At 66.2% G+C, this 24,797-nt stretch carries 24 protein-coding genes; 12 read left to right on the top strand and 12 right to left on the bottom strand.

All coding sequences use genetic code 11. The features are described 5' to 3' along the window. Positions 1-1,145 (top strand): cytochrome P450 (locus A9W95_RS00455; protein WP_067408622.1); only part of this gene is annotated, 1,145 nt, incomplete at its 5' end. A gap of 34 nt (positions 1,146-1,179) precedes the next feature. Here A9W95_RS00455 and A9W95_RS00450 read toward each other — a convergent pair. From A9W95_RS00450 to A9W95_RS00440, 3 genes are all read right to left on the bottom strand, one after another. Continuing rightward, entirely contained in the window at positions 1,180-1,596 is a 417-nt protein-coding gene (locus tag A9W95_RS00450) for a hypothetical protein (RefSeq protein ID WP_067408620.1), read from the bottom strand. 352 nt (positions 1,597-1,948) lie between these two features. Further along, on the bottom strand, positions 1,949-2,515 hold the full coding sequence (locus A9W95_RS00445; protein WP_082982825.1) for a TetR-like C-terminal domain-containing protein: 567 nt from the start codon (positions 2,513-2,515) through the stop codon (positions 1,949-1,951). A 34-nt stretch (positions 2,516-2,549) separates the two neighbouring features. Further along, entirely contained in the window at positions 2,550-3,620 is a 1,071-nt protein-coding gene (locus tag A9W95_RS00440) for an ATP-dependent DNA ligase (protein ID WP_067408617.1), read from the bottom strand. A gap of 38 nt (positions 3,621-3,658) precedes the next feature. On the opposite strand from A9W95_RS00440, the gene ligD reads away from it, so the two are divergent. Then, positions 3,659-4,693: a non-homologous end-joining DNA ligase gene (gene ligD, locus A9W95_RS00435; protein WP_067408615.1), complete on the top strand. Its 1,035-nt coding sequence runs from the start codon at positions 3,659-3,661 to the stop codon at positions 4,691-4,693. Positions 4,694-4,779: 86 nt separating this feature from the next. Continuing rightward, positions 4,780-7,944 (top strand): AAA family ATPase, encoded by a 3,165-nt coding sequence (locus A9W95_RS00430; RefSeq protein ID WP_067408613.1) that lies wholly within the window; start codon positions 4,780-4,782, stop codon positions 7,942-7,944. A 7-nt stretch (positions 7,945-7,951) separates the two neighbouring features. Here A9W95_RS00430 and A9W95_RS00425 read toward each other — a convergent pair whose 3' ends face one another. Next, positions 7,952-8,941 (bottom strand): NAD-dependent epimerase/dehydratase family protein, encoded by a 990-nt coding sequence (locus tag A9W95_RS00425; RefSeq protein WP_067408640.1) that lies wholly within the window; start codon positions 8,939-8,941, stop codon positions 7,952-7,954. Positions 8,942-9,031: 90 nt separating this feature from the next. Here A9W95_RS00425 and A9W95_RS00420 point away from each other — a divergent pair, with 90 nt between their 5' ends. From A9W95_RS00420 to A9W95_RS00390, 8 genes are all read left to right on the top strand, one after another. Next, a complete protein-coding gene (locus A9W95_RS00420; protein WP_067408638.1) occupies positions 9,032-9,418 on the top strand; it encodes a PPOX class F420-dependent oxidoreductase in 387 nt (128 codons plus the stop codon). A 44-nt stretch (positions 9,419-9,462) separates the two neighbouring features. Further along, entirely contained in the window at positions 9,463-9,618 is a 156-nt protein-coding gene (locus A9W95_RS27080) for a hypothetical protein (protein ID WP_172826515.1), read from the top strand. Between the two features lie 35 nt (positions 9,619-9,653). Next, on the top strand, positions 9,654-10,802 hold the full coding sequence (locus A9W95_RS00415; RefSeq protein ID WP_067408612.1) for a zinc-dependent alcohol dehydrogenase: 1,149 nt from the start codon (positions 9,654-9,656) through the stop codon (positions 10,800-10,802). A 14-nt stretch (positions 10,803-10,816) separates the two neighbouring features. Continuing rightward, complete coding sequence (locus A9W95_RS00410) at positions 10,817-11,395, top strand: hypothetical protein (protein WP_067408610.1); 579 nt, start codon at positions 10,817-10,819, stop codon at positions 11,393-11,395. A gap of 71 nt (positions 11,396-11,466) precedes the next feature. Further along, on the top strand, positions 11,467-12,774 hold the full coding sequence (locus A9W95_RS00405) for a hypothetical protein (RefSeq protein ID WP_156745920.1): 1,308 nt from the start codon (positions 11,467-11,469) through the stop codon (positions 12,772-12,774). Continuing rightward, positions 12,747-13,565 carry an inositol monophosphatase family protein gene (locus A9W95_RS00400; RefSeq protein ID WP_082982822.1) on the top strand — a complete coding sequence of 273 codons (819 nt, stop codon included), beginning with the start codon at positions 12,747-12,749 and terminating at the stop codon, positions 13,563-13,565. The genes A9W95_RS00405 and A9W95_RS00400 overlap by 28 nt, the downstream gene beginning before the upstream one ends. A 193-nt stretch (positions 13,566-13,758) precedes the next feature. After that, positions 13,759-15,168, top strand: coding sequence for a mannitol dehydrogenase family protein (locus A9W95_RS00395; RefSeq protein WP_082982824.1), 1,410 nt, complete (start codon positions 13,759-13,761; stop codon positions 15,166-15,168). 56 nt (positions 15,169-15,224) lie between these two features. Next, a complete protein-coding gene (locus A9W95_RS00390; RefSeq protein ID WP_253851509.1) occupies positions 15,225-16,040 on the top strand; it encodes an HAD family phosphatase in 816 nt (271 codons plus the stop codon). Between the two features lie 51 nt (positions 16,041-16,091). Here A9W95_RS00390 and A9W95_RS00385 read toward each other — a convergent pair whose 3' ends face one another. From A9W95_RS00385 to A9W95_RS00360, 6 genes are all read right to left on the bottom strand, one after another. After that, positions 16,092-16,715: a cutinase family protein gene (locus A9W95_RS00385; RefSeq protein WP_082982823.1), complete on the bottom strand. Its 624-nt coding sequence runs from the start codon at positions 16,713-16,715 to the stop codon at positions 16,092-16,094. A 101-nt stretch (positions 16,716-16,816) separates the two neighbouring features. After that, positions 16,817-17,320: a nitroreductase/quinone reductase family protein gene (locus A9W95_RS00380; RefSeq protein ID WP_067408601.1), complete on the bottom strand. Its 504-nt coding sequence runs from the start codon at positions 17,318-17,320 to the stop codon at positions 16,817-16,819. Positions 17,321-17,347: 27 nt separating this feature from the next. Beyond that, on the bottom strand, positions 17,348-17,521 hold the full coding sequence (locus A9W95_RS00375; RefSeq protein WP_067408599.1) for a CsbD family protein: 174 nt from the start codon (positions 17,519-17,521) through the stop codon (positions 17,348-17,350). 47 nt (positions 17,522-17,568) lie between these two features. Beyond that, entirely contained in the window at positions 17,569-18,627 is a 1,059-nt protein-coding gene (locus A9W95_RS00370) for a dihydrodipicolinate reductase (RefSeq protein ID WP_067408597.1), read from the bottom strand. Positions 18,628-18,678: 51 nt separating this feature from the next. After that, the gene (locus A9W95_RS00365) at positions 18,679-19,815 is read right to left on the bottom strand and encodes a hypothetical protein (RefSeq protein WP_067408596.1); all 1,137 of its coding nucleotides are present in this window, start codon (positions 19,813-19,815) and stop codon (positions 18,679-18,681) included. Beyond that, complete coding sequence (locus tag A9W95_RS00360; RefSeq protein ID WP_067408594.1) at positions 19,812-21,131, bottom strand: hypothetical protein; 1,320 nt, start codon at positions 21,129-21,131, stop codon at positions 19,812-19,814. The genes A9W95_RS00365 and A9W95_RS00360 overlap by 4 nt, the downstream gene beginning before the upstream one ends. Before the next feature lie 99 nt (positions 21,132-21,230). Here A9W95_RS00360 and A9W95_RS00355 point away from each other — a divergent pair, with 99 nt between their 5' ends. Then, positions 21,231-21,653, top strand: coding sequence for a hypothetical protein (locus A9W95_RS00355; protein ID WP_371328004.1), 423 nt, complete (start codon positions 21,231-21,233; stop codon positions 21,651-21,653). A 3-nt stretch (positions 21,654-21,656) separates the two neighbouring features. On the opposite strand, the gene A9W95_RS00350 is transcribed toward A9W95_RS00355, so the two are convergent. Together A9W95_RS00350 and A9W95_RS00345 are read right to left on the bottom strand one after the other, a co-directional pair. Continuing rightward, the gene (locus tag A9W95_RS00350) at positions 21,657-23,021 is read right to left on the bottom strand and encodes a CHAT domain-containing protein (protein ID WP_371328002.1); all 1,365 of its coding nucleotides are present in this window, start codon (positions 23,019-23,021) and stop codon (positions 21,657-21,659) included. Continuing rightward, positions 23,012-24,760 carry a hypothetical protein gene (locus A9W95_RS00345; protein WP_067408588.1) on the bottom strand — a complete coding sequence of 583 codons (1,749 nt, stop codon included), beginning with the start codon at positions 24,758-24,760 and terminating at the stop codon, positions 23,012-23,014. Before A9W95_RS00345 ends, A9W95_RS00350 begins: the two co-directional genes overlap by 10 nt. Positions 24,761-24,797 lie beyond the last annotated feature (37 nt).

Below are 24,797 nucleotides of genomic sequence, written 5' to 3'. Positions count from 1 at the left end.
TGTGCACCCAACTGCGCGAGCGCGGGCCGTTGCAATTGCCGGGCGGCAATTTTGTGTTGTTCTCCAATTACCGCGACTGCGACGAGGTGTTGCGGCATCCGGCGTCGAGTAGTGACCAGCTCAAATCCACCGCCGCCCAGCAGATGGAGATCGACCCGGCGGCGCGCCGGGAAACCCCGCCCGGGTTCTTGTTCCTCGACCCGCCCGATCACACCCGGCTGCGCAAATTGGTCAGTAAGGCGTTCGCGCCCAAGGTGGTAAGCGCCTTGGAACCCGAGATCCGGGCGCTGGTGAACGGGCTGCTGGACCGCATCGCCGCCGCGGGCCACTTCGACGTCATCGACGACTTCGCCTACCCGTTGCCCGTCGCGGTTATCTGTCGCTTGCTGGGAGTGCCACTCGAAGACGAACCGCAGTTCAGTTGGGCCTCGGCGCTGCTGGCACAGTCATTGGATCCGTTCTTCTCGTTCTCCGGAGAAGAAGCCGACGACCTGAACGAGGCGCTGGATGCCGGCGCGTGGCTACGCGAATATCTGCACGGGCTGATCGCGCGGCGTCGTTCGCGGCCTGGTGAGGACCTGATGTCCGGCCTGATCGCGGTCGAGGAATCGGGCGATCAGCTGACCGAGGAAGAGATCGTCTCCACCTGCGTGCTGCTGCTGGTTGCCGGACACGAGACGACGGTGAACCTGATCGGCAACGCCGTTCTGGCGATGTTGCGCGACCGTCCACAGTGGGCGGCGCTGGGCGCCGACCCCACCCGCGCGGCGGCTGTCGTCGAGGAGACACTGCGCTACGACCCGCCGGTGCAGTTGCTCGGCCGCATCGCCGACGCGGACCTCGCGATCGGTGATACCCAGGTGGCCAAGGGTGACGTGATGATGCTGCTGTTGGCGGCCGCGCATCGCGATCCGACCGAGTTCACCCGGCCCGACGTCTTCGATCCCGACCGAGGCACGGTGCGGCACTTGGGTTTCGGCCGTGGCGCGCACTATTGTCTGGGTGCGCCGCTGGCGCGGCTGGAAGCCAGTGTGGCGTTGTCGGCGGTCACCGCCCGATTCCCGGCGGCGCGACTGGACAGCGCACCGCACTACAAGGCGAATGTCACCTTGCGTGGACTGTCGGCGCTGACGGTCACCGTCTGAAGGTCTCACCTGCGCGCAAGAAACGATCGGACGCTCAGCGCGTCTGGAAACGGTCACCGCCGAACGAGATCAGCAACGGGATCGGCGTCGCGACGGGCAAGGTTCCTTCCGCGTCGAGGTAGACGCCGATGGTGTACTCACCAACGGTCTCCACAGCGAAGGAAAGCTGCGGGTTGAAGCATCGGTATTTCGACGGTCTGCCGTCTTCATCGGGCCATTGCCACGCCGAACGAAGTGCGCCGCGCACCGTGCCGTCGGGATCTTTGCACACCACGAAAATCTCGGCGTTGTAGTCGTCACCGGCGGGCGCATGCACTACGAGCACCAGCGGAACGGTCAGCCAAACCGGCACATGGGTAACCCAATAACTCGTCGTCGGTATGCGAGTCGCGTCGATGGCGGAGTCGTCAATGGTCGCGGTTCCAGCTACCAGCAGTGCGGCTACGTGCATCCCGACAGACTATCGGTCCCCGAGCCAAGTCCGATCAACGCCAACGGTTTCGTTTCCGGAGTTCCCGGCAAGCACGATGGAAATCGGTATGGGCGTGCATAACTCGAACATACCGTCGGGATCGTAGTAAGCACCGATGGTGTACTCGCCGAGCACCTCCACCGGGATCGAAAGGTCTTGGGTAAAGCATCGGTATTTCGACGGCCGGTTCTGTTCGTCGGCCCCGTGCCTTCAAACCACGTCATGGGCAGGCAGGTGGGCGTTGATTGCGCCGCGTTCGTCCAGCGAGGCGGCACCCGCGGTGAATAAGGACGAGACGTGCAGCGCCACAACGGCTTACAGCCGGGATGACCTATCTGCGGACGAGCGCATGCCAGGCCAGGTCGGCGATCATCGCGCAATAGGCGTCGTCGATCGGTCCGTCACCGTAGAGGCCGCGAATGTAAAGCGGCGACGACACGATCTGCACCGCCGCCAGTGTGTTGACCCCGTCGCGTAGCTCGCCGCGCTCTCGGGCCCGATCGATCACGGTGCGCACCGCGGCGAAGCGCTCCTGCCAGTAGTTCAATCGAGTGTCGGTGTCGTGGTGTCCTCGCCCGTCCATCACCATCGCGCGCAGATAGATGCGACCGTGTTTGGTGTTGATCTGGGCGGTGATGTGCCGGGCCAACGCCAGCAGATCTCCCCGCAGCGAGCCGGTGTCCAACGCTTCCCGTATCGCATCGCCATCGTCGAGGGCGGCGTCCATGATCAATCGCTGTCGGTCACCCCAGTAGCGGTAGATCAGCGCCGCATCGAGGCGGTGGCGTTCGGCAAGTGCTTCGATGCTGAATCGCTCGACGCCCCAACGCGCCAACTCGTCGAGCACGGCCGGCATCACCCGCGCCTTGATGTCCGCGGGAATGGCTCTGCGAGACATGTCGGGTTGTTGATACGGCCGCATACGTCCACCCCTACCTCGTGCCTAGGCCCGGCACTATGTCGCCAAGACTAAAGGTCACCGGCTGCTCGAGTTGGTCATATGTGCAGGTCCGCGGATCACGATCGGGCCGCCACCGGTTGAACTGGGCGGTATGGCGAAACCGCGCGCCCTCCATGTGGTCGTAACGAACCTCGACCACCCGTTCTGGGCGCAAGGGCACAAACGAGAGGTCCTTGCCCGCATTCCAGCGGGAGAATTCGTTCTTCCGCGGCGTGCGCTCACCGGCTTCGTGCGCGGCCCAATCCCACGGATGGCCGTCAAACGTGGTGACCAGGGGCTGCAGTTCGGTGAACAGGCGACGCCGTTCGGCCATCGGCAAGGCACCGATCACACCCACCGAGGCCAGTTGGCCATCGTCTTGATACAGCCCCAGCAGCAATGAGCCGATCGCATCGCCGCCGGACTTGTGCACGCGGTAACCGGCCACCACGCAATCCGCGGTCCGTTCGTGCTTGATCTTGAACATGACGCGCTTGTCCGGCTGATAGGTCACGGTCAGTGGCTTGGCGACGACACCGTCGAGCCCGGCGCCCTCGAATTCGTCGAACCACCGCTGCGCCAGCGTTTGGTCGGTGGTCGCCGGTGTCACATGGATCCAGGGACCGGAGTCGGCTAACGCATCGACCAATGCGGCGCGGCGCTCGCTGAACGGACGCTTGGTGTAGTCGTCGTCGCCCAGGGCGAGCAGGTCGAAGGCGATGAAGGACGCCGGCGTCTGCTGAGCCAGCATTCGGACTCGCGAATCCGCCGGGTGAATGCGCTGTTGCAATGCCTCGAAATCCAGACCGTGATCGGCGGCGATGACGATCTCGCCGTCGACGACACAGCGCGGCGGCAGCTCTTCTCTGACCGCGGCGACGAGTTCGGGGAAGTAGCGGGTCAGCGGCCGTTCGTTACGGCTGCCCAGTTCGACCTCGTCATCATCTCGAAAACAGATGGAGCGGAAGCCATCCCACTTCGGCTCGTACGACGCGTCGGCGGGAATCGTTTTCACCGACTTCGCCAGCATCGGCGACACCGGCGGCATGACGGGTAAGTCCATTGCTTCATTCTGGCCTGCGCCATGTTGGAATCGAAGATATGGCTGCAACAGCGCAAGAGGTCGACGTCGACGGCATCGCGGTGCGGTTGACCAATCCGGACAAGGTGTATTTCCCGCAACTCGGCTCCAACGGCACCAAGGGGCGGCTGGTCGAGTACTACCGCGCGGTGGCGAGTGGCCCGATGCTGGACGCGCTGCGCGACCGACCCACCCACTTACAACGGTTTCCCGACGGCATCGACGGCGAGGAGATCTACCAGAAGCGCGTGCCGCAGCATCACCCCGACTACCTCGAAACCTGCCGGATCACGTTCCCGTCGGGGCGCACGGCCGATGCGCTCAAAGTGACCCATCCGGCAGCGGTGGTGTGGGCCGCCCAGATGGGGACCGTCACCCTGCATCCATGGCAGGTGCGCTGTCCGGACACCGAGCACCCCGACGAACTGCGCATCGATCTCGACCCGCAACCCGGCACCGGTTTCCCGCAAGCCCGCGCCGTCGCCGTCGACGTGCTGCGCCCGCTGCTGGACGAACTCGGGCTGGTCGGTTACGCCAAGACCTCAGGCGGCCGGGGCGTGCACGTGTTCCTGCGCATCGCCCCCGACTGGGACTTCATCCAGGTGCGTCGGGCCGGCATCGCGCTGGCCCGGGAAGTGGAGCGTCGCGCCCCGGATGCGGTCACCACGTCGTGGTGGAAGGAAGAGCGAGGTGAGCGCATCTTCATCGACTTCAACCAGAACGCCCGCGACCGCACCATGGCCTCGCCGTACTCGGTGCGCCGGACCCCGATCGCCACCGTCTCGACGCCGCTGAGCTGGGCCGAACTGGCCGACGCCGATCCGGACGACTACACCATGGCCACCGTGGCGGAGTTGGTGCGATGCCGCGAGGACCCGTGGGCAGGGATGGACGCCAATGCCCAATCGATCGCCCCACTGTTGGAGATGGTCGATGCCGACGAAGAGCGGGGGCTCGGCGACATGCCGTATCCGCCCAACTACCCGAAGATGCCCGGCGAACCCAAGCGGGTGCAGCCGAGCCGCGATACGGACCTGAAGCGCAAGGACGGTTGACGGCGCGGGTCGGTGCGGCCTGTGGTGAGCAGCGTCTTATTCTGTTCGGACCACGTATTTCGGGCTCCAGGACTGCGGAGGGTCGGATGACGGCCGTAACGGCGTGCCCCGCATGTGGAGTCCAACCCCTGGAGAATGCTCGTTTCTGTCACGGCTGCGGCGCGCCGGTAGCCCGTGCCGGCGCCCTCGCCGAGTACAAGCAGGTGACGGTCCTATTCGCCGACGTGGTTCATTCGATGGACATCGCCGCGGCCGTCGGCGCCGAACGACTGCGCGAGATCATGACCGAACTGGTCACCCGCGCGTCGGCAGTGGTGCAGCGCTACGGCGGCACCGTGGACAAATTCACCGGCGACGGCATCATGGCGCTGTTCGGCGCACCGGCCGCCTTGGAGGATCACGCGTTGCGCGCCAGCCTGGCGGCCCTGGGCATCCAAGACGAGGCCAAGCGGCTGGCAGCCGACCTGGCCGACGGCGTGCCGTTGGTGCTGCGGGTCGGACTCAACTCCGGGGAGGTGATCGCCGGCGAAATCGGTTCCGGCGCTTTCGGGTACACCGCGATCGGGGAACAGGTCGGCATGGCCCAGCGGATGGAGTCGGTGGCGCCGGGTGGTGGCGTCATGGTCAGCGAATCCACTGCCCGGCTTATCGAGGGGGTGGCGGTGCTGGGCGAGCCGCAGCGGGTGCGGGTCAAGGGTGCCCGAGAACCGATGGCGGCCTCGCAGTTGATCAGTGTCGCCACCCAGCCCGAACGCCTCAAGGTGTCGGAGTCGACCCTGGTGGGCCGGGAATGGGAGCTGAGCGCGCTGGCTGCGCTGCTGGACCGGGCGATCGGTGGGCGCGGGTCGGTCGTATCCATCAGCGGACCGGCCGGCATCGGAAAGACCCGGCTGGTGCGCGAGGCCGTACAACGTGCGGAAGCTCTTGGCTTCCACGTGTTTTCCACGTTTGGCGAATCGCACGCCACGGACGTTCCCTACCACGTGATGAAGCGGTTGCTGGGTGCGGTGGTGCGCACCGACGGACTCGACGACGACGCCGCACGCGCCGCCGTTCGGGAGCGATTTCCGGACGGCGACCCGCACGACCTGCTGCTGTTCGACGATCTGCTGGGAGTGCTCGATCCCCAGGCCCAGTTGGGCAAGGTCGACCCGGACGCGCGTCGGCGACGGCTCACCGCGCTGATGAACACGACGCTGTTGGCCCGCACGGAGCCGGCGATCTTCGTCATCGAGGACGCCCACTGGATCGATGAAGCCAGCGAATCGATGATCGTCGACCTGTTACCGGTGATCCCGCAGACACAGTCGGTCGTGCTGATCACCTACCGCCCCGACTACCGAGGCGCCCTGCAGCTCGTGGCCGGCGCGCAAACGTTCGCGTTGGCACCGTTGACCGACAGCGAAGCTTCGACCCTGGTGGCCGAGTTGTTGGGCGACGATCCTTCCGTCGGCGAGATCGGTGAGGTCATCGCCGCGCGCGCGGCCGGCAATCCGTTGTTCGCCGAGGAGATCACCCGCGAGCTCGCCGAACGAGGCGTGCTCGGCGGCCAGCGCGGGCGTTACGCATGCCACGCCGACGCCCACGAGGTCCGGGTGCCGGCCACGCTGCAGTCCGCCATCGCCGCGCGCATCGACCGGCTCAGCCCGCCCGCCAAACACACGCTCAGCGCCGCCGCGGTCATCGGTTCGCGATTCAGATCGGATCTGTTGATGACACTGGGCATCGACCCCTGCATCGGCGAGCTCATCGATGCCGAACTGATTCACCAGGTGCAATTCAACGCCCGCCCGGAGTACGCGTTCCGCCATCCGCTGATCCGGACCGTGGCATACGAGTCACAACTGAAATCCGATCGCGCGCAATGGCATCGGCGATTGGCCGCGGCGATCCAAGCGCGTGACCCGGACTCACCGGACCAGAACGCGGCCCTCATCGCCGAGCACCTCGAAGCTGCCGGTGACGGTGCCGACGCGTACGGCTGGCACATGCGCGCGGCCACCTGGGCCACCAACCGGGACATCGCCGCGGCACGGTTGAGCTGGGAACGCGCGCAGAAGATCGCCGATGCACTGCCCGCCGACGACCCGCTGCGCAAGCCGTTCCGTATCGCGCCCCGCACCATGCTGTGCGGCAGCGCCTGGCGCGCCCACACCGATCCCACCGCCACCTTCGAAGAGTTGCGCCAATTGTGCAGCGAGGCCGGGGATAAGGCGTCATTGGCCATCGCGATGGCCGGGTTGGTGATCGACCTGGCGTATCAAGCGCGCATCCGCGAGGCGTCGCAGTTGGCCTCCGAGGCGATGGCGCTGATCGAATCGGTGAACGACCCGACGCTGACCGTGGCATTGTCGTTCGCGCTCATCTATGTCAAAGGGGAGAGCGCCGAATGGTTGCATGTGCTGCAGTGGTCACAGCGGGTCATCGACCTGGCCGACGGTGATCCGGCGAAGGGCAACTTCATCATTGGATCGCCGTTGGCCATCGCTCACACCACGCGGGCCATCGCGTGCTACTGCCTGGGCCGGCCCGGATGGCGTGAAGACGTGCGGCAGGGACTGGACATGGCCCGTCACGCCGACCCGCTGACCTACGGCAGGTCAGTCGCATACGTCTACTTCCCGGCTATCCCGGCCGGTGTGTTGCGGCCGGACGCTCGCGTGGTGGGGGAGATCGAGGATGCGCTGCGCATCGCCGAACGGTCCAGTGACGACTTCGCTTTGGCGTTTGCCCGGCTCACCCTCGGGGTCGCGCTGGTGCACAACGAGACATCGGACGACCATGACCGCGGAGAGCGGCTGCTGGTCGAGGTGAGCGAACTGTTTCGCCGGCACGGCCACAACTTGTCGGAGTTACCAATCGTCAACGTGTACTCCGCGCGCGACATGGCCCGGCGCGGACAACCCGAGGAGGCGATACCCCTGCTGCGCGCCACCGTCGAGCAATTGGCCACCGAAGGTCAGCTACTGACGTGGGGCATTCCCGCGACGGCGATGCTGGTGGAGACCCTGCTCGACCGCAGCGCCGAAACTGACGTGGCCGAAGCCGCGGCGGCGATCGACCGGGTGGCGACCGAACCCCACGACGGGGATCTGCCAGTGCGCGACGTCTGGCTGTTGCGGATGCGGGCGCTGCTGGCCCGGGCGCAGGGCCGAGCCGATGACTATGCGCAGCTGGCGCGCCGTTACCGAGAGATGGCCACCGCGCTCGGTTTCGAAGGACACATTGTGTGGGCTCAGGCGATGCCGTGAATCATGTTCATGGCCCGGCTGATTCGCGCAACGCGGCGACCGTGTCGGCGAGCGTGGTGCGCGCATCCCGGTAGGTGATGCCAAGCTCCTTCTCGCTGGGCGAATCATCCGACGCCGGCATCTGGGTGTAATACTGCATCCCCGCCGCGGTGAGCGGATTGTCGAACGGTAGATAGGGATTCACCAGATCCATCACTGCGCCCACCGCGCGCAGCGCGCCGTCGGGAACCGGGAGGGGAATCATCCGGGTGTCGGCGACCTCGCCGAGCAGATCCGCCAGCTCGGTGACCGAAACTCGGTGCCCGCCAACCATATAGCGACGCGGTCCTCGACCCGGCTCCAGCAACGCGGCGTGCACCGCGGCCAGATCGCGGACGTCGATCACCAACCATGCCCCGGCGCGGCCGGGGATGGCGTGCATCTGCAGCGCGGCTTTGACACCCTCGCCGGCCTCACCGTATTGGTTGCCACACGGCGGGCCCAGCACCATACCCGGATAGGTGATGTTGACTGGCGCGCCGGCGTCTTGCAAACCGCGAGCATAGATTTCGACCTGAGCCTTGGACGTGCCGTACCCGTCGGTTCCGCCCACCACCGGCAGATCCGCGGATAGCGTCTCCAAGTCGGGATGGAACAGCGCCGAGAAACTCGAGACGTGCACCACCGGATCGAGCCCCCGTTGCACCGCCTGGCCGAGCACGTTGCGCGCGCCTTCCATGTTGGTGGACAGCATCTGCGCTCGCTGCCGCGGGTCGGTCGCCACCAGGGCGGCCGCGTGGACGACGGCGTCACAACCCTGCAACGCCTTGCCGACCGATTCGCGGTCCTTGATGTCGCCCACCGCGTAGTCGGAAATGTCCACCCCGAGCGCGGCAACCGACGTCTGCAGGCGCTCGGGTTTTCGTACCAGGAAGCGGACCGAGTGGCCCGCGTCAGCGATGGCTTTGGCGGTCCATCCGCCGACGAACCCTGTACCCCCGGTTACCAGAACACGCATGGACGCATTGTGCATGACGGGTTTGCTGCACCTTCCGATCGGGTAACACCCGTTACCAGTTCGCACCTTCTCGGGGAGGGAATGCCAGGCGTGGCTCTGAGTTTCAACGACGTCATCAAGTCCAAGTACCTGCTCTTGACGACGTTCACCAAAGACGGTCGCCCCAAACCCACGCCGATCTGGGGTGTGCCAGACGGTGACCGGCTGCTGGTGATCACCGACGACGGGTCGTGGAAAGTCAAGCGAATCAACAACACGCCACGGGTGACCATCGCCAAGAGCGCGGTATTGGGAAAGCCCAAAAGCGAGGAGGTGGAGGCCGTCGCCCGCGTCCTGCCCAAGTCCGAAACCCGGCGGGTCTACAACGCGGTGCTCAAGCGGTACTGGTACCACGCCTGGTGGTTTTACGCACACTCGATCGTGCGCGGCGGCATCGACAAGGTGCACATCGGACTCGAGGTGAAGCCCGCCGCCTGAGCCGGGCCGAGGCATTGTCGCCGCGGGCCTGTCACCATGGAGACGTGACCACGGTGATTGTGGTGACGGTGTTGGTGCTTCTGGGGCTCGGCATCGTGATCAACGGACTGCTTCGGCTGCGTAGGTATCTGAACAACTCGCCCCTGCCGCCAAAACCTCAGATGCCGCCGGAGCCCCCCTCGTTTGACCCCCCGAATTAGGGGTAGAAGCTCCCCGAGCGAATTCAGGGAGCAACATGCGAGCGATGGTGTATCGCGGTCCGTACAAGGTGCGGGTCGAAGAAAAGGACATGCCTCCGATCGAGCACCCCAACGACGCCATCGTGCGGGTGACGATGGCGGCGATCTGCGGGTCCGACCTGCACCTGTACCACGGCATGATGCCGGACACCCGAGTGGGCATGACGTTCGGTCACGAGTTCATCGGGGTCGTCGAGCAAGTCGGGCCCTCTGTGCAGAATCTGAGTCCCGGCGACCGAGTCATGGTGCCGTTCAACGTTTATTGCGGATCTTGCTACTTCTGCTCTCGAGGTCTGTACTCCAACTGTCACAACGTCAACCCGAACGCCACGGCGGTCGGCGGCATCTACGGGTACTCGCACACCTGCGGAGGCTACGACGGCGGTCAGGCGGAGTTCGTCCGCGTCCCATTCGCCGATGTCGGACCCGCGAAAATCCCGGACTGGATGGACGAAGAGGACGCGCTGCTGTGCACCGACGCGTTGGCCACCGGTTACTTCGGCGCGCAGTTGGGTGACATCGCCGAGGGCGACACCGTGGTGGTCTTCGGTGCCGGCCCGGTCGGACTGTATGCCGCACGATCGGCCTGGCTGATGGGCGCCGGCCGGGTGATCGTCATTGATCACTTGGAGTACCGCCTGGAAAAGGCCCGCAGTTTCGCCTTCGCCGAAACCATCAACTTCGCCGACTGCGACGACATCATCGTCAAGATGAAGCAGGAAACCGACTACCTGGGGGCGGATGTTGCCATCGACGCCGTCGGTGCCGAGGCCGACGGCAATTTCCTGCAACATGTCACCGCCGCCAAGTTCAAACTGCAAGGCGGCTCACCCATAGCGGTCAACTGGGCCATCGACTCGGTGCGCAAGGGTGGCACGGTGTCCATCATGGGCGCCTACGGGCCGATGTTCAGCGCCGTCAAGTTGGGCGACGCGCTGAACAAAGGGCTCACGCTGCGCATGAACCAGTGCCCAGTCAAACGGCAGTGGCCAAGACTGTTCGAGCACACCCAGAATGGCTATTTCAAGCCCAATGACATTGTCACGCATCGTGTTCCGCTGGAGCACATTGCCGAGGGCTACCACATCTTCTCAGCCAAGCTGGACAACTGCATCAAGCCAGTGATCCTGCCCACCGCAAGCTGACGTCAGGAAAGCCGATGGCCTACACACCGAATCTGCCACTTACCCACAACTCCGACGCGTTGCGAGCCAGGATTCCCGGTTGGGGAGCCGACCTTGACCCCAGGGACCGTCCGTCCTTCCCGAAACTCCAGGAGAACGCCCCACCGGCCACCGGGGCGCATTGGCAATTCCCGGAACGCCAACCCGAGAAGTGGCCCCGGGAACGGTCGATCGAGCACAAGTTCCTCACGCCGGTGTTCGGCACTTCGTCCCCGCCCAAGGGCCTCTCCGGCGTCATCCGCAAGTACGCATACCGCAAATACAGTGAGGGACGGGCAGCGCACTGGCTCCTGCTGATTGCGGCGGACCGCGTCGACGCGATCGAGAGTCACCTGACTTCGCTCGTGACTGGGCATCCGGACAATCCGCTGACGGAGACCGGGATCAGAAGCGAACTGACCCACCACGGCTACCGGTCCCGGGTGGGCACCAAGCGCGTCGACCTGGCGCACACCTGGATCGATCCGATTCTCATCGGTGCGCCATGGATCGTTCCCGGCGTCGTGGCGGTGTGGGCCGCCCGGGCCAGACGCCGCAGCGGCGACGACGCCTGACCGGTACACGCCCCACTGTCTTGCGCGAGCCAGCAAAGTTTGTCGGAACGATTTCGGGGAACATGCAGCCCATGACCGTCATCGGCATGCAGACCCGGCGGGTATTGCAACCCGCCCGTGCCGGCCAGCGAACGATGGTCAGCTACCTGCTCATGCCACGACCGAAAGATCTGGTCAAGGGATGGCTGCTGGTCGTCACGTATGTGATCGGGCTGCTCAGCACCGGTGCCGTCAGTGCCCAGTCGATCATTCGCGCGCTGGTGGTGTTGGCCGTGGTCGAACTCCTGATCTACCCGGCGCGGTATCAGTGGAACGACATTCGCGGGTTCGTCGCCGATCAGAACCATCCGGCGGCGAGCCGACGTGGTCGGTTACCCGGGCCATTGAGCAAGGCCCGCGCTCGCATCACCGCCAGCGGTCTCGTCGCCTTGGCGAAACTGGGGTGTACCGCGCTGGTCATCGTGTCGCTTCCGGGGCTGCACCTGGCCGGCGTCCTGACCTTCGCCGTCCTCGGCGTGTTCGGTGTGGCCATCCTCTACGAGGTGGTTCGCTCGGCTAGCACCGGGAAAAGCGGAGTGATACCGCCTCCGGTTCGGCCCGGTGTCGTCTCGCTGTGGGTGCTCGTGGGTGCCGGTTACGTGGTGCGCGGCATGGTCGGGTTGGCCCTGGCGGTCGACCCGACTCGACGACCCACACTGGCGGCGGCCGCGGTCGTCACACTGTGGTGCTACGGGACCGCATTCGTGACGTCGCGCTGGGCGGTCGAGGCCACGAGTTTCGCCTCGGTTCGCAACCGGCGACTCATCTGGACCGCGCGGGCAGACCAAGCGCGAGAGCACTTGTTGGCGCTGGTGCGATGGCTTCCCAGTGCAATCACCCAGCCAGACAAGGGCATCCGAGACTGGGCTCCGCTGCAGCAATACACCGCGGTCACCGCACCGTGGAACGGGGCGACCATAGCTGCCGGCGCGGCGGGTGCGTTGACGGGCCGACTGCTGTCCGGCCCGTGCCCCGTCGCCGAGGGCCTGCTGGTCGCCGCTGCCGGTGGAGTGGCCGCCGCACTGGCCGTGGGCGCGCCGGGCCGCCGGCGCCTGGCGGTGGTGCTGACCGCGCTGCTGTTCCTGGGGATCGTGACGGTGCTGCAGGTGCCACGTCCGATGCTGACCGCGTTACCCTGGCTGCTGCTGATGGGCGCGTACCTGTTCTTCAGCACCCGCAGCCTACGAAAGTTGGAGCGGCCCAACGTCGTTCGCTACCTCGCCGGTCGAGTCGGTGCGGTAGCAGGACGGGTCGTGCTCGGCCCCACCACCTGGCAGGCAGTGCAGCGGCACCCTAGCGATGAAAGCCAGGCGTGGGCGACCGCACAGCGCTCGAGCTGATGGAGGTTGCGCAGCGAGCCGCCGAAGCCGGCGCTCGCGTCGCCCTGTATTGGCGTGAAAACGCCGAGCACCTCCCGATTGAGCAGAAGACCGGCCCACGTGACCTGGTCAGTCGAGCCGACCGGGAAAGCGAAGACGCCATCGTTTCGGTGCTCCGCGAAATGCGACCCGACGACGGCATCCTGGGTGAAGAACGCGGCGCCGTCGAGGGCAGCAGCGACGTGATATGGGCGGTCGACCCGATCGACGGCACCACCAACTATCTCTACGGCCGGGCCGACTGGGCGGTCAGCGTCGCTGCCATGCGCCGAGACGACAACTGCGTGCTGGCCGCGGCCGTCGCCGAGCCGACACTGGGTTTGATGACCACTGCGCACCACGGGGGCGGCACGTGGGCCCAAGGACGTCGAATCCACATGTCGGATCTCGATTCGCTGGCCCGTGCGTTGATCGAGGTCAACTTCGGTCGTGACGACCAGCGGGACGCAGCGGGCGCGATGATCGATGCCCTGGCACCGCACACCCGGGACGTCCGCCGCGGGGGTAGCGCTGCCAGCGCGTTGGCTCAGGTGGCGACCGGTCGTGCGGACGCGGCGTGGGTTCCGGGGCTGCAGCCCTGGGACGGGGCCGCGGGTGTGCTGCTGGTCGCCGAGGCCGGCGGTGCGGTGGGGGATCTGTCCGGGCGGACGCCGCCGTGCTGGCCGGCCAGTGGCGACGTGCTGGCATCGCGCCCGGCGCTGTGGGCATCGTTACAGTCGCTGCTTGCGCCGATTTACCACGGAATTGTTTGACGAGGTTTTCCCCGGGTATGTCGGCACCGAGCGTCTAGCACTTGCGCTTCTGCTGATCAGTTGCCCCTAGAGGGAGAAGCGTGTGTCCAGTGTTATCCGTCTGCGGCGCAGTGTCGCTGTTCCACTCAACAGCGCCACATTGCAGTTGCATTGCCGCGCAGTCGAAGTGCCGACCTATGACCGATCGGCGTTGATGCCCGGGATCGTTCACATCGGTATCGGCAACTTCCACCGGGCCCATCAAGCCGTCTATTTCGATGACCTTGCGGCGCTGAACGTTTCGAGGCAGTGGGGCCTCACCGGAGTGAGCCTGCGCAATGGGCGGTCCAGAGATCTCCTGGCTGAGCAGGACGGCCTGTACACGGTGGTGCAGCGCGGCAGCCGTGGGGACACCGCACGGGTGATCGGCTCGATTGGCCAATGCCACTACGCCGGTGAGGAAAGCGATGCGGTGCTCGGCGTCCTCGCGGATCGACGGACCAAGGTCGTCAGCCTCACGATCACCGGCAACGGATACTACGTCGACGGCGCCACCGGGCGATTCGATGGCGACCACGACGACGTACGCGCCGATCTGCAGTCGGCGCGCACGTATACCACCGCGTGGCCTTACCTGGCCGAAGCCCTGGATCGGCGCCGGCGCAACGGCATCGCCCCCTTCACGGTGTTGTCCTGTGACAACCTGCCCGACAGCGGTAAGGCATCTCGCACGGCCTTGGTGTCCTTTGCCGCCCTGCGTGATGAGTCGCTGGCCCGATGGATTGACCGGAACGTCGCCTTCCCGTCCAGCATGGTGGACCGCATAACCCCCAAAACCGGTGACAGCGAGCTGCAATTGGTCGAAGGCAGCTTCGGCATTGCCGACAGAGCGCCCGTGGTGGCCGAGGAGTTCCGCCAGTGGGTCGTCGAAGACAACTTCTGCAATGGTCGCCCGCCGCTGGACGAGGTGGGCGTCGAGTTCGTCGTCGACGTGTCCGGCCACAAGCTGGTCAAGACCCGCCTGTTGAATGGAATCCATTCCGCCATCGGATATTTGGGAACTCTCGCCGGCTATCGGCGCACGCACGAGGCCATGAGTGATCCGGTGATCTACTCCTATGTCGAGCAATTGATGCGCGAAGAAGTGGCGCCGCTGTTGCCGGCCGTGCCCGGGGTGAACGTGCAGGAATACTTCACCACCGTGTTGGACCGGTTGTGCAATCCCCGCATCAGTGACCAACTTTCGCGGTTGGCGGGACGTGGTTCGGTGAAGATGCCGTCGTATCTGCTGCCGTCACTGCACGAGGCGACCGCTACCGGCAGGCCCCGCACATTGTTGATGTTGGCGGCTGCCGCCTGGATTCGCTACCTGTGGGGGTACGACCTCGACGGCACCGCTATCGAAATCCAGGACGTGCAAGCCGATCTGCTGACCACGCTGGCCACCATGGGCAGATACAACCCTGACCCGCTGCTTCGGCACGAACTGTTCGGCGAGCTGCACCTGGTGCCAGACTTGGTAGGTGACCTGGGCCAACTGGTGCACAGCTTGGACACCCGCGGGGTGGTGCCCACCTTACGTCGTTACCTGTGGAGCGAGCACCGAGAACTGCTGCGTCGATGATGAATCGGGAGCGAATGATAGTCGTCAGGCATATTGACCTCGCCAGTATCACCACGGTGCTTTGTGACGCTGATGGGAACCTATTCCCTTCGGAGGAACCGGCATTCGACGCCTCGATCGAGGTGACCAACGACTTCCTCGCCACTTTCGGGGTGACGATGCGGTACACCGCCGAAGAACTCCGGAAAAGCACCACGGGCAAAAACTTCCGCACCACGGCCGTCGACCTGGCGGTGCAGGCGGGCGTTCCGGTCGAAGAGTGCTTGGCAGTGGGGCGCACCGATGCGCGCATCGCCTCGCCCGACGACATCGCACAGGGACGCGCGCTGGGCAGCGCCGAGCTGGAGCATTGGGTGGAGCGGGAACGCGATCATGTCACCGCTCACCTGCGGGTCGCCCTGCGTCCGGACTCCCGCGTCCAGGATGCTCTGCAGGCTCTAGGTTCTCACCATGGTCTTGCGGCGGTCAGCTCCAGCGCCGCCGTTCGGCTCGACGGGTGCTTCACTGCGACCGGCCTGGACGTTTGGATACCCGCGCCGCTGAGATTCAGCGCCGAAGATTCCCTACCGGTTCCGACCAGCAAGCCCGATCCGGCGGTGTACCTGTTGGCCGGTCAGGTTTTGGGGATCGGCCCGGCGCAAGGGTTGGCGATCGAAGACTCGGTGCCCGGTGTGCTGTCTGCAGTCGCGGCGGGATTCCCCACCATCGGCAACCTCATGTTCGTCGCCCCCGACGAGCGTGCCGCGCGCAGCGAAGAACTGGTGGCCGCCGGCGCCAGCGCCGTGGCCGACTCCTGGGCCGCGATCACCGATTACGTCTTCTGGTCGGATGCCTCGACGCTGCTCCGCACAAACCAAGAGGCGACCGGCTGACGGTTAGCGCCGCGTTGCTCAAAACCCTCAACCGCGGCCGGCTGTGACTGCTCAGAGGCGGCCGACGACGAAGTCCGCTGCCTGAGCGGTCATCCCGTTGACGCCGTAGGACGCGTGCGCGGCGGGGTCATTGCCCGCCCCGCAAATTCCGTCCCCGGGCGCGCACAGCTGAATGGTCTTGCCTTGGTAGAGCGGACCGATAGCGATCGGCGGCGCTTTGAGATTGGTCAGGAATTGCGGTGACGGAGTGCCGAACAGCGCCACCGCGGCGACGTGATTGGCCACCTCCGGTGACAGCGGCTGCGGCACGTCGGCGGGTGAGACTCCCTGCGGCACAGCGGCCGACGTCACATACCCGGCAACCGCAGCGCCCTGGGAGAATCCGCCCAGCACTTCCTTGGTCTGCGGGCAGCTACCGGCCATGGACTGGATGTGCGAACTGGCGTCGCGTATCCCGTCGACGACCGTCCTCGGAAAGTCCGGACTACCAAAGTCATTGCTGGCCGGATAATTCACCGCGTACACGTTGAAGGAGCGACCGCCCACTCGCGATCGCACCGCGTCGACGAAAGAGTTGCCGATGCCGCCGACGCCGGGCGGTTCACTGGTGCCGCGGGCGAACACCACCTCGACGTCCGGGCATGGTTCGGCCGCCGATGTAGGGGCGGCCACCATGGCCGACGTGGTCACGCTCGCTGCTATGCCGGTGCCGACCGCGAGGCGGCGCACCGCCGAAAATAACTGTCGTGTCACGAAATTCCTTGTTGTCTCTGGGGTCAACTCGCCGGAGTGAGCCGCAGGATCGGGATGTGGCGGCCTTCGGCGGCCGTCTTGCCTCGGTAATCGCGGTACCCACCGTAGGAACGCTCGGCAAGTTGGTAAAGCCGTCGGTACTCGTCGGGATCCTGGACCTCCGTGGCGCGGAACCGTTCTCCGCCCAACTCGCAGTCCGGATGGGTCAGCAGGTTGTGATACCACTGCGGATTGCGGTCTTCGCCGAAATTGGAGGCAACCACAATCACGTCGCGTCCCTGATGAAAGTACGCGAGTTGAGTCTCCCGCGGTTCACCAGTTTTCGCGCCGCTCATCCGCAACGTCGCCGACGGAGCCACCAACGCCCCCCAGCTCAAGTTGCCGTGGGAGATCCGGCTCAGCAAGGGATCGGTCCGCGCCGCGACGCGCTTGGCGAACAACTGGCCTACCCGCGAACGGGCGAAACCGGCAGCCACCCGGGACAACGGCGTGGTGCGGCGCTCGGGATCGACGTAGCGCAGGGGCATCCTGGCCAGGTACCCGCTACGCCGGCGTTAATGCTTGAAGGCGTCCTTGACCTTCTCGCCGGCGTCTTTCAGGTTTGATTTGGCCTGGTCCAGCTTGCCTTCGTTCTTGGTGCTGTCGTCGTCGGTGGCGCGACCGAGGCCCTCTTTGGCCTTGCCGCCCACGTCGTCGATCTTGTTCTTGATCTTGTCTTCAGCGCTCATGGGTGGGGGATACCCGAGCGGGGTCGATCTTGAAACCGCCGATCACCTCACCCGAGCGGAACCACACCGCGCGGCAGGGTGAGCGGGAGGTCGGCGTAGGTGACGATTCCCGGTGCGGCGGCGACGACGGCCGGGATGGCGTGAATGGTGGGCATCGCCGTCATGATGTGCCCGAGAGTCATGAATTCCGCGATGGTGGTTGCCTGGAAGTACGGCGGTGGCAGAAAACCTACCTTGGTCGTGACGGTTGGCTGTCCGTCGATCTGGATAACCCAACCGTCCTGGTCGATTTTCCAATCGGGTTCCAGCGTCTGACCCTTGCGCCACCGGACGTTGAGCTCGACGACGGTCTTGTCGCCCACCACACCTTGCCAGCTGGCGTACACGCCGGCGACACAGCCTGCCTGGATGGTCCATGACCCGAGATCGAGGTCTGCTGTGGTCTGGGCGTACTCGGCGACACACCGCACGTCGTCGAGTTCGACCCCGAGGGCGTCGGCGACCAATCGGACCGCTTCACCGAAGATGGCTGTGCCGTGCTCCGTCATGGCCTGCAGATCTGGATGGTCGATCGGCTTGCCGAATCCCACCGGTTGTTCGGTGGCCGGCGAGTCGTAGAACGTGGTGTCCGCCGCCTCGTTGACGGTCACCTTGTCCACCCGGTTACACACCATTGCCGACACGATCGCCAGCAACTCAGCGAAACCGGGGCTGACTCCGGATCCGAAAATCGTCGAGCCACCCGCCTGGCAAGCCTCCAGGATTCGGTCCCGGCCGGCACCCAGGTTGTGGCCGGTGATGAACGACGCGGTGGTGACGACGTTGACCCCGGCGGACAGGATGCGGACCAGCTCATCGACGTCGATCCACATCGGGTTGTAGACCACGCAATCCGGTTTGAGCGCCAGCAACTCCTCGGCGTCGTTGGTGGCGGTGACTCCCAGCGGCGGCAGTCCGCACAGTTCACCGGCGTCGCGCCCGGCCTTGTCCGACGACCAGGCGTAGCAGCCGACGAGTTCCAGCAGGGGATTGTCGGTGATGGACTGCAGCGAGCTCTTGCCGACGTTCCCGGTGGTCCATTGCACGACCCGATAAGTGTTTGGCACTCGCTCAGCATAGGGAAGCGTGCGCGCCCGCGACAGGGGTGCAAGCGCACCTCAGTAGGCCGATTCGCTGGCCAGCGCCTCGGCCAGGAAAGCGTCTTGCGGCGGCTGGTCGAGCCGGGCCCCCGCCCACCGGCGCACCCGGTCCCGGGTCTGGGGTGACTCTTCGATGGCGGCGCCCACCACCACTGACGTCGCGGGCCAGTCATGGCCCCAGGCGGCGGTCTCGGTGATCGGCCGGCGCTGCGCGTCGAGGATGGGCACGGTCGCGCGACCGTCGGCCGCCAAGGCGCCGGAACCGCTGACGTCGCCGGAGCGCACCGCGACCGGGACACCGGTCGCTGGGTCGGGACCGATCACGGCGGCACGCACGATGGCGACGACGTCTTGACCGGCGCTCTCCACTCGCCAGTCCACGGTCTGCTCGGCGGCGTCGAAGATGCCGGGCGGTACCGCACCCCAGTTGATCGACGCGACGCCCTGAGCGATCGCGCCAGGAGCCCGCGGGTCGGTTCCCGCGGCCAACGCGTAGTCATCGCGGTGGCCGGTCGCCAGCGCACTTGGCGCCGCCGAATCGTGGACCGCGTCGGAAAGTTCCGCCCAGCCGCCGTAGTCCAGACCGAGTTCGTCGGCCAGTTCGGCGGCGGCCGCGATGAGGTCACGGATGCGCGGATCACCGGTGTACAGGTGCCCGATCAGGGCAGCGGCATGCGGCTCCAGCAGCCCAGTGACATCGGAGTCCAGCGTGTCGTCGGTGAAGAAATCCTGCGCGCCGCTGGTCAACAAGGCCACTTCGACGTCGAGCAACGCGCGGTCCAACGCGGCGATATCGTCGCGCTGACTGGCCGGCCACCAGCGTCGCAGCCAGTGCCCCAGCGCCAGCCGGCGCAGCGCGGCCAACGGCCCGACCGCGACGTCGACATCGGTGAGTTCGACGCTCGGCGAGTCTTGCTCGTCGACGGAGGTCACCGCAGCGGTCACGGCGACATGACCCGACTCGCCGACCACTCGCCACAGCCAGTCAGCGCGGGTGACGTCGGTGAAGGTGATTCGGATCGCCTCGGCCGGTTCGTCGATCGTCCAGGACAACACCGCGCCACTGACCTCCAGCACGGCGAGCAGCGGCGACGGTGTCTGCAGGGGCTCGGTGGGACCGGTGCTCCACAGCCCGGCTTCGGTGACCAGCCTCATCCGGCCACCTGCAATTCCAGCATCGCCTTGATGCGCTGCCGGTGGTCCAGGCTGACCGACCGGGCGACACCTTCGAGCAGCGACCGCACGTCGTCGACGTCGTCGCACGGTTCCTGCCATACGTCGCGTCCGTGTAAGCGCGCCCACAAACGGCTCAGATAGGGCTGGGAGTAGGCGGCCAGATCGTCGACCACCTGGCGTTGCCGCGGATGCATTGGGCCGCCCTCGGCGAGATAGCGCCGTGCATGCAGCACGTATGCCTCCTTACGCAGCCGCGCTTGAATCTGCGCGGCCAGGGCGTAGCGGCTGGTGGTCGATCGGTCCAGCGGGGAGAGCTCGACGGCGACCTCGATACCGGCCACCAGCGCGGCCTGCTTGTCTTCGCTCAGCAGCCCCCACGGCGCGCAGGCCCGATCGACTTCCTCGGCGCACAACAGCGGGACATCGGGCAGCGCATCACGATCCAAAGCCCGGCGCAAGGTCGCCCGTACTCGGTCGACCACGCTGCGATCCAGCGGCCGATCGCTGTCGGAGCCGCCCACGATGGACGGCGGACGTTGCGGCTCAATCGAGCTCAGGCCCAAAGTGACGATCGACCAGGGCAGCTGCACCGGATCGATGCGCGCCAGCGCCCCCAGGTGGTACGGGGTGGCATCGGCGATCACCGCTGACCACACGCGCTGCCGCGCGGTCTTGGCGTTATGGCTGGTGGCGGGTCCCAAGACGGTGCCGAGCTCGGCCAGGAACGGTTCAATGGCGGTGTCGTCGGGGCGAACATCGCGCCAGCTCCGATCGAGCTGGCGGGCCAGGTCCGCGACGACCTGCGGGTCGGCGACGTAGTCGTGGAGTACCTCCACGGCGGTGCGGTCCCGGCCTTTGTGTATGTCCGCCAGCACCGCGGCGGCCATCTCGCGGTCCTCCGGCGCCGGCCTGCCCTTGGTCACCGCGAGCTCGAAGCACACCGGGAAGTACAGCTCCTGTGCATTGCCGCTGCGAATCCGCTGTCGGCGCCGTTCCAGCTTGAGCACCTCGAACCATGCTGCAGCGGAACATAATTGAGTGCCATTGCCGACGATGAGGTCATGCATCTGCGCGGCGGTGTCGGCGGTGACGACCGGGGCTGAGTACTGCGGATTGGCCCGCAACCGCAACACCAGCGGGTCGATGATGCGTTTGACGGTTCGGCTCAGTGGCCCACCGTCGTCACTGCTGAGCACTTCGACACCGGGACCGATCGCGCGCCACGCCTGATCGATCACCGCCCGGCGCGGATGACCCACCGGAGCGGCGGTCACCACCTGTGGGTCCGCGCTCATGTGCACAGAATAGGGGTAACGGTGAACGAGGGGCCATCAGAAAAGTTGGGTTCGGTAGCCCGCCGGGCATAGCAGCCTGATGCCATGAACAAATCCAAGCTGCTGGCCTTCGGAGCCGAGATCGCCCTGATCGCAACCACCGTCCTGTACCTCGCATTCCACGAGTTGTGGATCGCAATTCTCAGCGTCGCGCTGGCCGGGGTCACCATATTCGTCATCAGTCGCTGCGGCGAGCGCTCGCTGCCACCCGCCGAACGGATCGTCGGCGTCGGCACCGTGCGCGAGGTCGACGATGATTCAGCGCAGACCGACACCGGGCCGCAGCAAGTGTGGATCGAGGTGTCCAGCGTCCACGGTGACACCTTCATCGGTCGGCTGGTGCGCGGCGAATCGGACCCGGACGTTGGGGCGCTGCGTCCCGGTCTGGTGGTGCTGGTGGCATTCAACCCCGAGGAACGCGAACACCTTTCGTTGCCTGACGATGTGCTGGCGGTGCGCGCGTCGGGGTTGGTTCTCACCTGATGCTCAGCGCGCACCGTCGACGGCGAAGGTGGCCAGTGCACCCCAATACAGCGGGCTGGCGGTGACGGTTCCGTCCCGCCAGCGCCGCATCTGTGCCCGCTGCCACCGGTTCACCGCGTAACCGGCCTCCGCGGCCTCATGTGCTTCGTCCACGGCCGCGACCACCTCAGCCATCGGATCGGTGTCTTCGGTTGTGCCGGTTCCGAATTGGCGATATGCCGCGGTGGTGGGCAGGGACCATAGTGTGGCGGTCACCAGCTGCGCGCCACCGAGGATCATGGCGGCCACCAGACCCGTCGCCTCGTCGAATTGGTAGTCACCACCGGAGGCGCAGGCGATCAGCGCGACCCGCGGTGGCATCGGCAGCCGCAGGGCCATCAGGTCCGCGGCGGTCAACGGACGGTGGTTGCCGATGGGCTCGGCATCTCCGGGGCAGTCGGCGGTGCAGGCGAAGTGCAGGGCGGCGCGGTGTGCCTGGCCTGTTTCGTCCGCGGAACTGGCGTGCCCGACATACAGCATGCGACTCGGCTGTCGGGCCAGTAGTTCGGCCAGCCACCTGCGGTCGGCGTCGGGACGGCGGAACAACTCGACCGCGGCCGTGACCTGTGGCTGTACTGCGCGGCGGTGCAACAACTGCGTGAAGTGGCGCGCCAGCGGTGTTTGGTCTGACGGCCTGCCGAGTACCGAACCAAGTGGAGAATCCGGCCGCTGGCCGGGCACTCGTGGGTCCAATACGAGCAGCGGCGGCCCGTCGTGCCGGGTGTGCCAAATGGCGGGCGTGCGCGGCGCGTGCACGATGTTCTGCGGCACGGCCCAGAAGACGTCGGCCACTTCCATCAGCCGGAAACCGTCGGTGTGGTCCTTGATGTCGGCCAGCTGCCACGGGATTCGCGCCGGCGCTCGGCCGCTGGCGGTGATCGCGGAGTGCCGGGCCTGTACGAGTTCTTCCTTGGTGGGGCCAGATTTCGGCAGCGCGAGCAAGCCCCAGGGCACCCGCGCGAGTCGGGCGCTGGGCGAGACGAACAGCACCGGGCGAGGAAACGCGATGCACTCGGTCAGCAGCCGCCAGCCCGATACACCGATCAGCAACACCCCCAGGATGTATGCGAGGGTCAATTCGGACTCCGGCGACGCGAACCGACCGTGTCGCAGCGCGCGCCCGATGGCCTCGCGCCGGCTCTCGGCGTTCCGCGGTTCGGGCAGTGCATCGGCTAGTTCTTCTAATGCGGCCAATAGAATTGGTTCTTCAATCACCCACGCGACCGTCCGCGACGGCTGGCCAACGATCCGCAGGCTGGCGTAGGTGGCGATGCCGACGTCGGCGAATCGCAACACCAGGGTCAGTCGGTCGGGTTCGGTCACGGCCAAGTGGACCAGGCCGGCTCGGCCGCGGTGACATCACGGCCGTAGCGCTGCAGGGCCAGCGCCCGATAGTGGCTCAAGATCGGCGAAGCGTCGGGTTGCATCCGCAACGGCGGTAGCGGGCCCAGCCGCGTCAGCGAGCCGGCGTCCCGGAGCGTCGGCCCGGCTGCGGCGGTGGCCAGCTCCGGTGCCGTATCGGTGGCGGTGTCGAGGATTGCCGGCGCGGCGGCGGTGGAGGTCCATTCGCCCGTCTGGCCGGATCCGTCGCGGTAACTGTCGGCGCTGAAAGTGCCTCTAGCACTATGGTATTCGACGAGTTCGCTGATCAGTTCGGTGTTCTCCCACTCCCAGGCGACCGCAAAGGCACTGGCCAGGATGGGCGCTGAAACATGGGTCGCCCACCGCGATCGCGCCTCGGCATCGGTGATCGAATACCGTACCGAGTCGACGGCTAGCGCGGCGGGCACCTTGAGTTCGGCGGCCTGCTCGAGTTTGGTCATCGCCCGCCGGTACTCCGGGGTGCCGATCTCGCCGGTCAATATGCCAAGGGATTCGGCGTGGCGCGCTTCCACTTCCTGCAAGGAATCGTCGGGGTCTCCGGCTCCGTCAAACCCGAGATCGGTCAACGCATCCGCGCGCCACACCGTACCCAAGTGACTGTCCAGGCGGGCATATTGCAGCCAGTTACTGCGCGGTGACGAGTCGAGTAGCTCGCGCGCCTGCGCGATCAACTCCACCGCCCCAGCGAAGCGTCCCCAGAATATCGCGATCCAACTGCGCTGCAGCAGGATTCGATAAAGATGCAGGGGCTTGCCCAGTTCCCGCCAATACCGCTCGGCATGTTCCCAACATTCGTCGGCCGCCTGCAGCGCACCAGCCCCGACGCGAGTGAGGCCGGCATACAACCAGCAGCGGGCAACGTCGTGCGCGCGGGCGTATTTCGCGATGACCGGATAGGCCTGTGCAATCAGCCGCTCGGTGCTTTCGTGATCGTTCGCGGTCCACGCCGCCGCGGCGCGCTCCAATTGCGTCCTGGCGGAGGCCAATTCCCAACCATTGGCTTGTGCGCGGGCGTCGGCGCGCCGAAGCCAGGGTTCGGCCTCTGCCAGCCGTCCCGTTTCCACGCAGAACCGGGCGTAGCCAGTGGCGCCGGCAACCCACAGAAAGTCGGCTCGCTGACTGGTCGCGCCAGGGCCGTTAAGTGCCTCGACCACGTCCGACCACAACGGCACCGACCGCACGTGCAGGTCATCGTCGCAGAGGGCCTCGGCGCACCAGATGCGGGCGTAGGTGCGCAGGTAGGCATGCTCGTCGGCGAGGTCGGGAAAGGCATCGCTTCGGTCATCCAACTGCGCCAGCGCCGCCGCGGCGCCCTCGTGGTCGCCGAGCGCCGCCGCCAGGCCGGTCTGCAGAAAGTGCGCGCGCCGTGAGTATCGACAGATCATGTGCGCGATCTCGGTTTCCGACATCCGGACCTGGCTGGCCGCCTCCGGCATAGTGCCGGCCAGCACACCCTGGTAGATAGACAGGCAGTCGCGGATGCGCTGGATCCGATCGGGCACTGCGTCGATGGCCCCGCGGACCAGGTAAATCGCCCCTAGCTGGGCAAAAACTTCCAGTATCAGGTCGTCTCGGTCGAGCCGCTCGATCTCCGGTATCAGCGACAGCAGCAAGTCCTGCGCCGCGTTCTCGTAGGCGGCGAAGGCCAACTGCTGTGCGCGGTCGAGTTCGTCGACGATCGACACGGCTGCATCATAAGTCCGTGCCCGGGCGACCGTGGGG

Source organism: Mycobacterium sp. 1423905.2, assembly GCF_001673155.1.
Classification (GTDB): Bacteria; Actinomycetota; Actinomycetes; order Mycobacteriales; family Mycobacteriaceae; genus Mycobacterium.
Note: the sequence above shows the minus strand (reverse complement) of the source record. Positions and strands in the feature narration are given on the sequence as shown.